We start from the raw sequence: 12,457 nt of genomic DNA, 5'->3' as shown, positions 1-12,457 counted from the left end.
TGTGCTTTCGTGATGTTTTTTGGGCACGCGAGTGCCGCCTTGTGGAACAGTATCTCTTGTCTACCACAAAAAAGTGCGGAAATCAATAATTTGCTTCACAGAGTCCGCAAAGCAACATTATAGCGTCCTGCCTATGAAAGCAGCAACGCTTCAATGGCGCCTGCGACAGCAAGGCAGGCACATCCCGGCTGGACAACCTAGACTCAGTCGCCCTTGCCCGGTTCCGGAGAGAAATACTTCTCGTACTTGCCCGCCTCGCCGTCAAGCTCCTTGGCGCCGTCCATCGGATCTTTCTTGATCGTGATGTTTGGCCAGATCTGGGCGAACTCCGCATTGATCTTCAGCCATTTGTCCAGCCCCGGCTCGGTATCGGGCTTGATTGCCTCGGCAGGACATTCAGGTTCGCATACGCCGCAATCGATGCATTCGTCGGGATGGATGACGAGAAAATTCTCGCCTTCATAGAAGCAATCCACCGGGCAGACTTCGACGCAGTCGGTATATTTGCAGCGGACACAGTTATCGGTCACGACATAAGTCATGAAGCACTCCACATCAACGCGTTGATCAGGACACGATTGGGAACGGTCGGGCCCCGAGGGCCGGACGGGGGCAACGCAACCGCTGGAACGACAGAGGCGGGCTATCCGGCATTTTCGAACGTCACGTAAAGCCTTTATCCAAGCTTAGCAAGGATAAACCATTTCGAAAAAACGCGGAAACAGGGCGCATTTTCTAATCATCGTCCCAATTGATCCCGGCACCCAAGTCGGCATCACCAGCATTGGGAAAAAGACGGTCTGTCTCGCGGCGTTCCTTTTTAGTCGGACGGCCGGATCCCTTGATGCGCTGCGCCTGTTCCAGCATCGTCAGGCGCTCGGTTTTCTCGCGCGGTGGGGTGAGATCTTCGTAGAGTTCCTTGGCCTCTTCGTAAGGCCCTCGCCGCTTGCCACCGGACTTGACGACCAGGATGAGATCGCGCCGATCGAGCGCGATTTCCACCCGATCGCCTACCTTCACCTGGAAGCTCGGCTGGCGGATCGAAGCCCCGTTCACCTTCACATGGCCGGAATTGAGCAGGCTTTGCGCGAGTGATCGGGACTTCACCATGCGGGTGAAGAAAAGCCATTTGTCGATGCGTTGCCGCAAATCCCCGGATGGCTTTTCGCTCATGACCCTTTACTTCTTCATCTGCTCCTTAAGAGCAGCGAGTTTTGCGAAAGGAGAATCCGGATCGATCGGCTTTTCCTTGCGCGGCGGCTTTGCCTCGAAACGTGCAGGCTGGTTGTTCTTCTGCCCGCCGCGTTCCGGACGCGGACCACCCTCGTTGCGTTCGCCACGGAAGGGACGATCGCCCTGCGGACGCTTGTCACCCCTGCGGTCGTTGTTACGGTCGCGACCCTGGCCTTCGCGCTTGTCCTGCTCACCGCCGCGGCGGTTGTCACGACGATCACCATCACGGCGGCCCTGCGGAGCATTTTCGCCGCCGGCATTGCGCTGGCCGCCACGATCACCACCCCGGTCACCGCCATGACCGCGGCGATCGCCCTGCGGACGGCCACCACGCTGGTTGTTTTCACGACCGCCGCCCGGGCGCCACAACAGAACCGGCTTCGGCTCTTCAGCTTCCGCAGGCTTCGCACCTTCGACTTCGGCAGACAGCTCTACGGCTGCAGCCTCGACAACCGGTTCAGCCGCAGTTTCGGTTACTGTTTCAGACGGGGCTTCCGCAGTGTCTGCGTCTGCCGTTTCTTCAACAGCAGATGCTTCAGCCGAAATCTCCACAGCGGAAATCTCGTCCGATGCTGCGGATGCAGCGGCGGCCGGCGTCTGGCTGGCGAGATAGGCCTGAGCCTCTTCCGCAGTTACGCTGTCGGCCCGATAGCCGAGACCCTTAAGAATTTCTTCCATATCGTCCGGCGTTGCACCGAGGATCGACAGCATGGCCGTCGTCGTGGTGAACCGGCGACCGTCATAGGCACCTTCCGGACGCGGCGTCGCACCCGGCTTCCACTGCAAGAGCGGACGGATAAGGTCTGCAAGACGTTCGAGAATATCGACGCGAACCGCACGCTTCCCGAGGAAACGGAAACCGGCGAGCTTGTAGAAGGTCCGCTCAAACGACGGATCGGCAACAACCGACGTGCGGCCAGCGGCAAGAGCCGGAATAAGGTCGCCATAACCCGGCTTGTCGAGACCATCGTTCTTCAGCGCCCACAGCAGCGTGATAAGCTCGGCCGGAGCCGGCTTCAACAGCGCAGGCATGAAGACGTGATAGGCGCCGAAACGGATGCCATAGCGGCGCATCGAGGCGCGAGCATCCTGATCGAGGGACTTCACGTCCTCGGCAACATCGCGACGGAACAAGACACCGAGATTTTCGACGATCTGAAACGCTAGGCCCTTTGCCAGACCCTGCAGGTCTTCCGCGCGCGACAGGTCGTCGAGCGGCTTCAGAACCGTTGCGATATGATGATTGACGAAACGTTCGATGCGGGCGGCCACGTGTTCGCGGGCATTGCCGGTCAGCTGTTCATCCGACAGCAGGATGACCCGTGGGCGCATGACATGGTCGCTTGCCGCAAGACGGGCAACCGGATCGCCGAGCCAACGCACGGAACCATCGGAACCGACGGCAAGATCGTTATTGCCGGAAGCATAGAGACGGGCGGCACGCGCCTCGAACTCCAGCGCCAGCGCCTTTTGTGAGGCGGCCTGAACAGCCTTGGCATCCGGTCCTTCGGTCCCCGAGACCGGAGTAAAGCGGAATCCCGCCAACTGTCCGACGTGATGTCCCTCGACAAACACATCGCCATTCACACTGATTTCTGCTTCCAGCATCGCATTCTCTCTTAGGCGCCTCATGAGCACAGATGTCCTGCGATCAACAAAGCGTTTCGTCAACCTTTCATGTAGCGCGTCCGACAACCTATCCTCGATTTCCCGTGTCTTTTCTTGCCAGTGTGTCGGATCGGCAAGCCAGCCGGGTCGGTTTGACACATAGGTCCAGGTTCGAATCTGCGCGATTCGGGCAGACAGGGTATCGATTTCGCCGTCGGTGCGGTCGGCACGGCGAACCTGCTCCGCCATGAAGTCCTCGTTCACCGTGCCGCGACGCACAAGATCGAAGAAAAGCGTCGAAATAAGGTCAGCATGCTGCGCCGGCGCAATTCTTCTATAGTCTGGAAGCGCGCAGGCGTCCCATAATTTCTCCACACGCTCCGGCGTGGTAACGATATCCTTCACTTCCGGATAGCGTGACAGATAGTCGAGAGCCTGGCTGTCAGTAGCCGGCAAAGCACGCGTCAGCCCCTGTATCGTCGGATTTGCATCGAGACTGCGACGAAGCTCATTGAGCGACGAAAAGCTGAGGTTTTTCGAACGCCACTGCAGCACCTTTACACTGTCGAAATGATGCCCCTCGATCCTCTCCACCAGCTCGTCGTCGAACGGGGCGACCTGTCCCGTCACTCCGAACGTGCCATCGTGAAGGTGCCGTCCCGCACGACCGGCAATCTGCGCCATTTCGGCAGGATTGAGATTGCGGAACTGGTATCCGTCGAATTTCCGGTCCTGTGCGAAGGCGACATGGTCGACATCGAGGTTGAGGCCCATGCCGATCGCATCGGTGGCCACCAGATATTCGACATCACCTTCCTGATAAAGGCCGACCTGCGCATTGCGGGTGCGCGGGCTGAGCGCTCCAAGCACGACGGCAGCCCCGCCGCGCTGGCGGCGGATCAGTTCGGCGATCGCATAAACCTCGTCGGCCGAAAAGGCGACAATCGCGGTCCGCTGCGGCAGGCGCGTGATCTTCTTCTGGCCCGCATAAAAAAGCTGCGACAGGCGCGGGCGCTCAACGATCGTAATACCCGGGAGAAGTTTCTCGAGGATTGGCCGCATGGTTGCAGCGCCGAGAAGAAGCGTCTCGTCGCGGCCGCGCAAATGCAGGATGCGGTCGGTAAAGATATGTCCGCGCTCAAGATCGCCGGCAAGCTGGACTTCGTCGATCGCGACGAAAGAGGCCTTCGTCTCGCGCGGCATCGCCTCGACGGTGCAGACCGAATAACGCGCCATATGCGGCGTGATCTTCTCTTCACCGGTGATCAGTGCAACATTGTGATGCCCGACCTTCTCCACCAGCCTCGTGTAGACTTCGCGCGCGAGCAACCGGAGCGGCAGGCCGATCACGCCTGAGCCGTGCGCCACCATGCGCTCGATCGCGTAATGGGTCTTGCCGGTATTCGTGGGGCCAAGCACGGCGGTAACGCCACGCCCGCTAAAAATCATGGGCTGAGAATTCAAAGCGAAGTTCCACGTCTAATCAACCACGGGCTCCATTGTCGCCTGAAGTTTCGCAACACATGGCGACGCAACGCGACAAACGCAAGAAGAAAGACGCTGAGGCGGCTGAAAACCGGGATGACGACATCTTCGGAACAAAAGTGAACGAATCGGCGACGAATCGAAGACTCACTGGATTCACGCTCCGTTCTCACAATATATAGACACAGAAACTAGACAGACACATCATATTGTACCAAAGGACATTCCGCCGACTTTCCCGACGAGAACAGGTCAAGGACTCGTATCGCTTCGAGAGTCAATTACCCGACCAAACAGCATTTTTTTGACGGATCAGAAGTCGGAGACATCTCTCAACGTCCGTTAACCGCCCGTAACCAGGAGTGAGAACAAGGACTTCCACGCCAATGGAACAAAAGTTCCAGCGCCACGTTCTCACCGCAAATTCATCCTGGCTTCAGGAAAGCGGAGATAAACCCATGCTCGGAACGGTTCTACTCGTAATACTCATTCTGCTCCTTATCGGCGCTCTGCCGAATTGGGGACATAGCCGGAATTGGGGTTATGGTCCTTCGGGCGGCTTGGGTCTCGTCGTTCTTATCATCATCATCCTGCTTCTCATGGGCAGGATCTGAACTATCAACGTGGAAGGGAAGGAAACCGAGTTATGAAGAAGATCATGCTGATCGCCGCGCTTGTCGGCACTCTCGCGTCGTGCACCTCGACCGAAAAGGGAACGGCCATCGGTGCAGCATCCGGCGCGGTTATCGGCGGCGCCGTAACGAACAGCTGGGGCGGCGCGGCAGTCGGCGCTGTCGGCGGCGGTCTGATCGGGGCAGCCATCGGCGAATCCCAGAAGCACCGCGGCTACTGCGTCTATCGCGACCGCTATGGCCGTACCTACGAAGCTCGTTGCCGCTAAGCGGCACGTTTTCAGCTGAATATGTTAAGGCCGGAATCGGGAGAGGATTCCGGCCTTAATTTTTGATGATCTATATTGCCTGCAAGTAGCAACAGGCCCCGGCCTGTTCAGCCGGCCATATACTGGCCGCCGTTGGCGGTAAGCGTCGAGCCGGTAATGAAACCCGCATCGTCGGAAGCCAGAAACACCACGCAGCGGGCAATTTCTTCCGGCCTGCCAAGCCGCCCGACCGGGATATGCGGCAGGATCTTTTCCTCCAGCACATGTTGCGGAATGGCTTTCACCATGTCCGTCTCCGTATAACCCGGGCAGATCGCATTGACGGTGATGTTGCGCGACGCGCCTTCGAGCGCCAGTGCCTTGGTGAAACCGACATCGCCGGCTTTCGCGGCTGCGTAATTCGCCTGCCCCAACTGGCCTTTTTGCCCGTTGATCGAGGATATGCTGATGATCCGGCCAAAACCGCGTTCCCGCATCCCCGGCCACACGGGATGAGTCATGTTGAACAGGCCGGTGAGATTGGTGCCGATCACTTCGTTCCACTGCTGCGGCGTCATGCGATGAAACATGTTGTCCCGCGCAATGCCGGCATTGTTGACGAGAACCTCAATTGGACCCATCTGCTTCTCAACAGCCTCGACACCGGCAACGCAGGCATCGTAATTCGACACGTCCCACTTGAAAACCGGAATGCCGGTGGCGTCGTGAAACTGGGATGCACGCTCGTCATTGCCGTGATAACTCGCAGCAACCCTGTATCCTGCGGCCTTGAGGGCGACCGAAACCGCGGCACCGATGCCGCGCGTACCACCCGAAACGAGAGCAACTCGCCCCATCATTCTTCCTTCTCTTTTAAAACCGCGTCACGGTTCAAGGGCGTTCATGGACGTTCCAGACACATGGCAACCCCCATGCCGCCACCGATGCATAGCGTCGCCAGCCCTTTCGACGATCCGCGCCGCTTCATCTCGAACAACAAAGTGTTGAGAATGCGAGCGCCGGAAGCGCCGATCGGATGACCGATGGCGATTGCTCCGCCATTGACGTTGACGATCGACGGATCGAGACCGAGATCACGGACTACCGCGCAGCTCTGCGCAGCAAATGCCTCATTCGCCTCGATAAGATCAAGATCGGAAACTTTCCAGCCCGCCTTTTCCAAGGCTTTGCGCGACGCCGGGATCGGCCCCGACCCCATGATCTGCGGGTCGACGCCTGCCGTTGCCCAGGACGCAATGCGTGCGAGCGGCTCGATACCGCGGCGAACGGCTTCTTCTTCCGTCATCAGTATGACGGCGGCAGCACCATCATTGAGACCCGAGGCATTTCCGGCCGTTACCGTACCTTCCTTGTCGAAGGCAGGGCGAAGTTTGGCCATCAGGTCCAGCGTCGCGCCGGCCCGGATATATTCGTCCTGGTCGACGGTGACATCACCCTTTCTTCCCTTGACGACGAAGGGCAGGATCTCGTCCCGGAACCGCCCTGCCGCCTGTGCAGTCTCGGCTTTGTTTTGCGAGGAAACCGCATACTGATCCTGGTCATCGCGGGAAAGCTGCCATTGGCGGGCGATATTTTCCGCCGTAATTCCCATGTGATAACCGTAAAATGCGTCGGTCAGGCCATCCTTCAGCATCGTATCGACCATATTGAAGTCACCCATCTTCACACCGCCGCGAAGGTGGGCGCAATGCGGCGCCATCGACATCGATTCCTGTCCGCCGGCAACAATGATCTTCGCGTCGCCAAGCGCAATCTGCTGCATACCGAGCGCGACAGCACGCAGACCTGATCCGCAAAGCTGGTTGACGCCCCAGGCGGTCGCTTCCTGCGGCACGCCTGCCTTCATCGCCGCCTGCCTTGCGGGGTTCTGCCCCTCGCCTGCCGGCAGGACCTGGCCGAGGATGACTTCATCCACCTCGCCTGCCTCGACCCTGGCGCGCGCCAATACCCCCTTGATGGCAACGGCTCCGAGTTCATGCGCCGGCACGCTTGCGAAGGCACCGTTGAACGAGCCGACAGCGGTACGACCCGCAGCGGCGATGACAATAGAAGGATGAGGCATGCGTTTCCTCCGGCATTATTGTTGGCCGGACACTGGCAAAGCTCGGTCGAGGTGTCAAATGGACGCATGCGACATCGGCTTTGAAGTCATTTGCTGCGCAACACGATTTTCGTCGCGCCGCACAAAAACATTGTCTCGGCGCATGGTTGAGCTTACATTTCATGCTGGGAGAAGGGCGCTTGCCCTGGAAATAATAAGATTTGTGCTGTGGGAGGCAAAACGATGGCGAAAGCCGAAGGCGAGACGGTTATCAAGAAATACGCCAACCGGCGGCTGTATAACACTGGCACCAGCACCTATGTCACCCTGGAGGATCTCGCCAAGATGGTGAAGAAGGGTGAGGTTTTTGCGGTGCAGGACGCAAAGACCGGCGAGGACATCACCCATTCGGTCCTGACACAGATCATCTTCGAGCAGGAATCCAAGACGGGAAACACGCTTCTGCCGGTTTCCTTCCTGCGCCAGCTCATTTCTTTCTATGGCGATCAGATGCAGATGGTCGTGCCGACATTCCTTGAGCAATCCATGCACGCTTTCACCGAACAGCAAGTACAGATGCGAGAGCAGATGACACGCGCCTTCGGCGAGACGCCTTTGGCCAAGAACCTTCACGCTCCGATGCAGATGATGGAAGATCAGGTGCGTCGCAACACGGAAATGTTCCGTCAGGCTATGCAGATGTTCGCACCCTATTCCGCCCCACCGGCAAGCCCGGCACCGAAAAAAGCCGAGGCACGCGATATCGACGAGTTGAAGGAACAGCTCCGCAGCCTCCAGAGCCGGCTGGACAGCCTCGGCGCCTGACACTGCAATCCTGAAAATAGAATTTCGCGCAACAAAAAAGCCCGGTCAGACCGGGCTTTAAAGTTTCTGCTCGAGAAAAACGCTTATGCGCTTTCCTTCGGCGTCAGAACCTGGCGACCGCGGTACATGCCGGTCTTCAGGTCGATATGGTGCGGACGGCGAAGTTCGCCGGAATTCTTGTCCTCGACAAACGTCGGGGTAGCCAGCGCGTCTGCGGAGCGGCGCATACCGCGCTTGGATCGGCTAACTTTTCTCTTTGGTACTGCCATTTGTGTTACTCCACTTCGTGCAAAACGCCTTATTCGGCCCCTGTGAGGCCGAACCCGTCACGTCTCGATCTCGGAAATTTGGCTGGCTTATACATGCACGTCAGGGCTTTGACCAGTCCCCACAGGCATTTTTTCGCGGCCGCGCCGGATTCGTCGAATCCAGCCATTCATGCTTCGTCCGCCGGCACGATCCAGGTCTCGGCAAGCGCTGCCGTTTCCCACGCCTTCCACGCCGGATGCACCTTCATCGCCGCCATATAGGCAAGCACAACCTTGTCGGACACGAGGTCATATGCCTCGAACCGGTTGACCACCGGCGCGAACATAGCATCTGCCGCCGAAAACTCGCCGAACAGATAAGGCCCGCCCGAGCGCGCCGTCAGCTCGGTCCAGATCGCGGAAATCCGCGCGACGTCGGCATCCACGCCCGCCTGCACGTCCACGGCCAAGTCGAGCCGGCGTTTTGGCCGCCGCAGGTTCATCGGGCAGGCATTGCGTATACCCCTGAAGCCGGACAGCATCTCCATCGAAACGGAGCGCGCCAAAGCCCTATCGGCAACAGCTTTCGGCCAAATGGCTCTCTCCGGAAAAAGCTCGGCAGCATATTCGATGATCGCAAGCGATTCCCAGACGCGAAACGCACCGTGATGCAAACACGGCACCCGGCCTGTCGGCGAGATTTCCCTGAATTTCGGATTGCCACCGTCATCATCGAAAGGGATCAGCACTTCACGAAACGGAACGCCTGCCGCCGTCAATGCGATCCACGGCCGGAACGACCAGGACGAATAATTCTTGTTGCCGATATAAAGGGTGAGTTCTTCAGCCATGACAGTCTCCAGCTTTTGCCTCACGCTACAGGCGCAGGCCAAAAGCCTCCAATGAAAAGCCTAGAACCTAGTCATAAATGCATTTGATATATTCGCCGGAATTCCTCGCCCGCCGATCGATGACGGCAGCCAGACGGCGCATGCCGCGGCCCGGTTTGCTGGCGACGCGGGTAAACGGATTGGGGAGCGCCACGGCCAGCAGTGCTGCCTGGCTGGTGTTGAGCTTTGCCGCACTTGTCTTGAAATAATGCTGTGCGGCGGCCTCCGCACCATAGATGCCCGGCCCCCATTCGGCGACGTTAAGATAGATTTCCAGCATCCGCCGCTTCGTCCAGATCGTATCGGCAGCAATCGCCAGCGGCATTTCCAGCACCTTGCGCACGAAGAAACGACCGTTCCACAAAAACAGGTTTTTCGCCGTCTGCATCGAGATCGTGCTGGCGCCGCGTGTCGCCTCGCCGCTGAGAGTATCCTCGACTACACCGCGCATCTGTTTCCAGTCGACTCCGCCGTGAAAGCAGAACTGCCCGTCTTCCGACATCATCACCGCGCGCACGAGATTGGGCGAGATCTCGTCGAGATCCACCCAGCGCCGGTCATAGCCGCGCAGGAGAAACAGTTCCGACAGCATCAGCGTCGAGACCGGCCGGGTAAACGGCACAGCGTAAACGGGAATGAGCAGATAGGGCAGGATGAGAAGTGCAGCGATGATGAGAACGGCCTTTCGGCCAACACGCGAAAGCGATCCCGCCTTTTGCCGTCGCGGCATGGCGGGTTCCTCTTCCTCAGTCTGCCGATCTGGCGTGATATCCAAAACGAAGTTCCCAAGAGCCCCGATAAGCAACCCGATGTTTCATAGCCAGTATGGCGGCATGTGACGAGTCTTTCGCGTTAAACTTCCTGTGGGGTGGTTAAACCCGTTGCCAGCGCTGTGGCGGCATGCAACACAGCGGCCATGAACACGAAGCCCGCCGATCAGCCCCTTTTCGAGACCCGACTGAGAGAGAGCGCCGTCGAGACGGAAGCGCTGCTGATGCACCTGCTTTCGCCGCAGGCGCTGGAGGACGAGATCACCCGGCCGGAAAACCTGACCGCCGCCATGCGCCATGGAACGCTGAACGGCGGCAAGCGGTTGCGACCTTTCCTCGTTGTCGAGAGTGCCGCCCTGTTCGGCGGAGACCGCGAGACGGCACTGCGCATCGGCGCGGCACTCGAATGCCTGCACTGTTATTCGCTGATCCACGATGACCTGCCGGCCATGGACGACGACGATCTGCGCCGCGGCCAGCCGACGGTCCACAAGGCCTTCGATGAAGCCGTCGCCATCCTCGCCGGCGACAGCCTTTTGACCTACGCCTTCGATATCATCTCGGCACAGGAAACCGGGCTTGCCGCCGAAAGCAAGGTGCAGTTGATCTCCGCACTTGCCCGTGCTGCCGGTGTCGGCGGCATGGCCGGCGGACAGGCGCTTGATCTGGCTGCCGAGAAGAAGGCGCCCGACGAAGCAGGCATCCGCACCCTGCAGGCGATGAAGACCGGCGCATTGCTGCGGTTTGCCTGCGAGGCAGGCCCGGTCATTGCCGGCGCATCCGATGACGACCGCAAGCGGCTAAAACTCTTCGGCGAAAAGATCGGCCTTGCCTTCCAGCTTGCCGACGATCTGCTCGACGTCACCTCCGATGCGGCAACGCTCGGCAAGGCAGCCGGCAAGGATGCCGGACGCGGCAAGGGCACGCTGGTCGGATTGCACGGAATGGATTGGGCGGAAAAGACGCTGAATGCGCTGACGACAGAAGCTGTCGATCTGCTCGCACCCTATGGCGCAAGATCAGAAATCCTGCAGCAGGCGGCGCGCTTCGTCGCCAATCGCCAGAGCTAGGCCGGCAAAAACCGGCTTGACCGAAATGACCCCACCGCCGACCTGAACAGCCGGCGGTGGGTTTGTTTTTACTGCTGGATCGGAGCGATCGCCACTTCGACGCGGCGGTTCTGCGCGCGGCCGTCCGGCGTTGCGTTGGAAGCGACCGGCTGCGACGGACCAAAGCCCATGGTCGAGATACGGCGCTGGTCGACACCACGGCCGCCGAGATAATTGGCAACGGAAGCCGCACGACGCTCGGAAAGCGCCTGATTATGCTGCAGGCTGCCGGTCGAGTCCGTGTGACCGTTGACGTCAATATAGGTCTTGCCGAACTTGTTGAGCACGATCGCGACGGAATTCAGCGTATCGTAGAACGGCGGAATGACCTGGTCCTGGTCGGTTGCGAACGTGATGTTCGACGGCATGTTGAGGATGATGCGGTCACCCTGGCGCGTCACGGAGACGCCGGTACCCTGCAACTGCTGGCGCAGTTCGGCTTCCTGGCGGTCCATGTAATTGCCGATCGCGCCACCGGCGAGACCGCCGATTGCGGCACCGATCAAGGCATTGCGGCCCTTGTTACCGCCGCCGATGACGAGACCGCCGAGTGCGCCGATACCGGCACCGATCGCGGCGCCGCCCGCAGTGTTGGAAACCTTCTGCTCGCCCGTATACGGATCGGTCGTGGTGCAGGCAGAAAGGAAGGTCGCGGCCAGCGCGACAATGGCAAATTTCTTGAGCATTCGAATCGTTTCCCGTCCTAGGTGGTCGCACTTCCTTACCATGAAATGCGGCGAAACGAGGAAAGGACTGTTCTCTCCCCATCATTGGCCACTGACGGGGAGATCACATGACTGCAAATTCCATCATGCGGCAGGAGGAAGGATTTCGATACGGTTGTGCAATCCGCTGGCAACGATGGCCGGAATATCCGGCGGCGTCATCGGCGGAAATGCCGTCTGTCCGAATTCAACCTTTTCGCCGACATCGACGAAGAAAGCCTCATGCAGGCTGCCGGGCGAGTTGATGATCAGCATCCGCGCATCGGTTTTTCCGGGATTGCGGAACGCGTGCACCGTGCCGGGCGCGATATGAAGCGCCTCCCCGGCTCCCTTCCTGTGCCACGTACCGTCGAGCAGAAACTCGTACTCGCCCTCCAGAACGTAAAAAGCCTCGTCATCCGCCTGGCGGTGCATCGGCGCGCCTTGTCCGGGCGCGGTGCGATTTTCGATCAGCGTGAACTTGTCGCCCGTTGTGGTGCTGCGGATATGGAAGGTCAGCAGATTACCGAGAAAATGCACCGTCATCGGCGCGGTGTCGTGGGGATCGACCTTGGCGGTCATGTCGTCTTGTCCTCTCTTGTATTTGTGATACAATAACCTCTTAATGAGACAAATTTCTCAT

At 59.1% G+C, this 12,457-nt stretch carries 14 protein-coding genes; 4 read left to right on the top strand and 10 right to left on the bottom strand.

Translation table 11 applies throughout. The features are described from left to right. Positions 1 to 203 precede the first annotated feature (203 nt). The 3 genes from fdxA to JZX87_RS21870 form a co-directional block, all read right to left on the bottom strand. Positions 204 to 542: a ferredoxin FdxA gene (fdxA, locus tag JZX87_RS21880; protein ID WP_112505794.1), complete on the bottom strand. Its 339-nt coding sequence runs from the start codon at positions 540 to 542 to the stop codon at positions 204 to 206. Positions 543 to 735: 193 nt separating this feature from the next. Continuing rightward, positions 736 to 1,173, bottom strand: coding sequence for an RNA-binding S4 domain-containing protein (locus JZX87_RS21875; RefSeq protein WP_148147755.1), 438 nt, complete (start codon positions 1,171 to 1,173; stop codon positions 736 to 738). A gap of 6 nt (positions 1,174 to 1,179) precedes the next feature. Then, entirely contained in the window at positions 1,180 to 4,290 is a 3,111-nt protein-coding gene (locus tag JZX87_RS21870) for a helicase-related protein (RefSeq protein WP_206828039.1), read from the bottom strand. A gap of 494 nt (positions 4,291 to 4,784) precedes the next feature. Between JZX87_RS21870 and JZX87_RS21865 the strand changes: the two genes are divergently transcribed. Both JZX87_RS21865 and JZX87_RS21860 read left to right on the top strand, forming a co-directional pair. Continuing rightward, on the top strand, positions 4,785 to 4,940 hold the full coding sequence (locus JZX87_RS21865; RefSeq protein WP_112458869.1) for a DUF3309 family protein: 156 nt from the start codon (positions 4,785 to 4,787) through the stop codon (positions 4,938 to 4,940). A gap of 32 nt (positions 4,941 to 4,972) precedes the next feature. Then, entirely contained in the window at positions 4,973 to 5,227 is a 255-nt protein-coding gene (locus JZX87_RS21860; RefSeq protein ID WP_148147754.1) for a YMGG-like glycine zipper-containing protein, read from the top strand. A 107-nt stretch (positions 5,228 to 5,334) separates the two neighbouring features. Here the strand turns inward: JZX87_RS21860 and phbB are convergent, their stop codons facing one another. After that, complete coding sequence (gene phbB / locus JZX87_RS21855) at positions 5,335 to 6,063, bottom strand: acetoacetyl-CoA reductase (RefSeq protein ID WP_206828038.1); 729 nt, start codon at positions 6,061 to 6,063, stop codon at positions 5,335 to 5,337. 44 nt (positions 6,064 to 6,107) lie between these two features. Continuing rightward, entirely contained in the window at positions 6,108 to 7,289 is a 1,182-nt protein-coding gene (locus JZX87_RS21850; RefSeq protein ID WP_206827993.1) for an acetyl-CoA C-acetyltransferase, read from the bottom strand. A 222-nt stretch (positions 7,290 to 7,511) separates the two neighbouring features. Here JZX87_RS21850 and phaR point away from each other — a divergent pair, with 222 nt between their 5' ends. After that, a complete protein-coding gene (gene phaR / locus JZX87_RS21845) occupies positions 7,512 to 8,093 on the top strand; it encodes a polyhydroxyalkanoate synthesis repressor PhaR (protein ID WP_183829193.1) in 582 nt (193 codons plus the stop codon). An 83-nt stretch (positions 8,094 to 8,176) separates the two neighbouring features. On the opposite strand, the gene rpmF is transcribed toward phaR, so the two are convergent. From rpmF to mtgA, 3 genes are all read right to left on the bottom strand, one after another. Continuing rightward, entirely contained in the window at positions 8,177 to 8,362 is a 186-nt protein-coding gene (gene rpmF / locus JZX87_RS21840) for a 50S ribosomal protein L32 (protein WP_112458846.1), read from the bottom strand. Positions 8,363 to 8,529: 167 nt separating this feature from the next. After that, the gene (locus JZX87_RS21835) at positions 8,530 to 9,192 is read right to left on the bottom strand and encodes a glutathione S-transferase family protein (protein WP_206827992.1); all 663 of its coding nucleotides are present in this window, start codon (positions 9,190 to 9,192) and stop codon (positions 8,530 to 8,532) included. A 67-nt stretch (positions 9,193 to 9,259) separates the two neighbouring features. Continuing rightward, entirely contained in the window at positions 9,260 to 10,006 is a 747-nt protein-coding gene (gene mtgA, locus JZX87_RS21830) for a monofunctional biosynthetic peptidoglycan transglycosylase (RefSeq protein WP_206827991.1), read from the bottom strand. 141 nt (positions 10,007 to 10,147) lie between these two features. Between mtgA and JZX87_RS21825 the strand changes: the two genes are divergently transcribed. After that, a complete protein-coding gene (locus JZX87_RS21825; RefSeq protein ID WP_206827990.1) occupies positions 10,148 to 11,071 on the top strand; it encodes a polyprenyl synthetase family protein in 924 nt (307 codons plus the stop codon). A gap of 68 nt (positions 11,072 to 11,139) precedes the next feature. On the opposite strand, the gene JZX87_RS21820 is transcribed toward JZX87_RS21825, so the two are convergent. Together JZX87_RS21820 and JZX87_RS21815 are read right to left on the bottom strand one after the other, a co-directional pair. Further along, positions 11,140 to 11,796, bottom strand: coding sequence for a YiaD family glycine zipper/OmpA-like lipoprotein (locus JZX87_RS21820; RefSeq protein WP_148147748.1), 657 nt, complete (start codon positions 11,794 to 11,796; stop codon positions 11,140 to 11,142). Positions 11,797 to 11,919: 123 nt separating this feature from the next. Next, complete coding sequence (locus JZX87_RS21815; protein ID WP_206827989.1) at positions 11,920 to 12,396, bottom strand: cupin domain-containing protein; 477 nt, start codon at positions 12,394 to 12,396, stop codon at positions 11,920 to 11,922. Positions 12,397 to 12,457 lie beyond the last annotated feature (61 nt).

This window comes from Agrobacterium sp. Ap1, assembly GCF_017313375.1.
GTDB classification, from domain to species: domain Bacteria; phylum Pseudomonadota; class Alphaproteobacteria; order Rhizobiales; family Rhizobiaceae; genus Neorhizobium; species Neorhizobium cellulosilyticum.
The sequence above is the reverse complement of the archived record's forward strand: the minus strand, read 5'-3'. Positions and strand labels throughout refer to the sequence as shown.

What these genes read in the sequence shown, in the direction of transcription:
- fdxA (WP_112505794.1), bottom strand. Translation starts at nt 542, where the DNA reads ATGACTTATGTCGTGACCGATAACTGTGTCCGCTGCAAATATACCGAC.
- JZX87_RS21875 (WP_148147755.1), bottom strand. Translation starts at nt 1,173, where the DNA reads ATGAGCGAAAAGCCATCCGGGGATTTGCGGCAACGCATCGACAAATGG.
- JZX87_RS21870 (WP_206828039.1), bottom strand. Translation starts at nt 4,290, where the DNA reads ATGATTTTTAGCGGGCGTGGCGTTACCGCCGTGCTTGGCCCCACGAAT.
- JZX87_RS21865 (WP_112458869.1), top strand. Translation starts at nt 4,785, where the DNA reads ATGCTCGGAACGGTTCTACTCGTAATACTCATTCTGCTCCTTATCGGC.
- JZX87_RS21860 (WP_148147754.1), top strand. Translation starts at nt 4,973, where the DNA reads ATGAAGAAGATCATGCTGATCGCCGCGCTTGTCGGCACTCTCGCGTCG.
- phbB (WP_206828038.1), bottom strand. Translation starts at nt 6,063, where the DNA reads ATGGGGCGAGTTGCTCTCGTTTCGGGTGGTACGCGCGGCATCGGTGCC.
- JZX87_RS21850 (WP_206827993.1), bottom strand. Translation starts at nt 7,289, where the DNA reads ATGCCTCATCCTTCTATTGTCATCGCCGCTGCGGGTCGTACCGCTGTC.
- phaR (WP_183829193.1), top strand. Translation starts at nt 7,512, where the DNA reads ATGGCGAAAGCCGAAGGCGAGACGGTTATCAAGAAATACGCCAACCGG.
- rpmF (WP_112458846.1), bottom strand. Translation starts at nt 8,362, where the DNA reads ATGGCAGTACCAAAGAGAAAAGTTAGCCGATCCAAGCGCGGTATGCGC.
- JZX87_RS21835 (WP_206827992.1), bottom strand. Translation starts at nt 9,192, where the DNA reads ATGGCTGAAGAACTCACCCTTTATATCGGCAACAAGAATTATTCGTCC.
- JZX87_RS21825 (WP_206827990.1), top strand. Translation starts at nt 10,148, where the DNA reads ATGAACACGAAGCCCGCCGATCAGCCCCTTTTCGAGACCCGACTGAGA.
- JZX87_RS21820 (WP_148147748.1), bottom strand. Translation starts at nt 11,796, where the DNA reads ATGCTCAAGAAATTTGCCATTGTCGCGCTGGCCGCGACCTTCCTTTCT.
- JZX87_RS21815 (WP_206827989.1), bottom strand. Translation starts at nt 12,396, where the DNA reads ATGACCGCCAAGGTCGATCCCCACGACACCGCGCCGATGACGGTGCAT.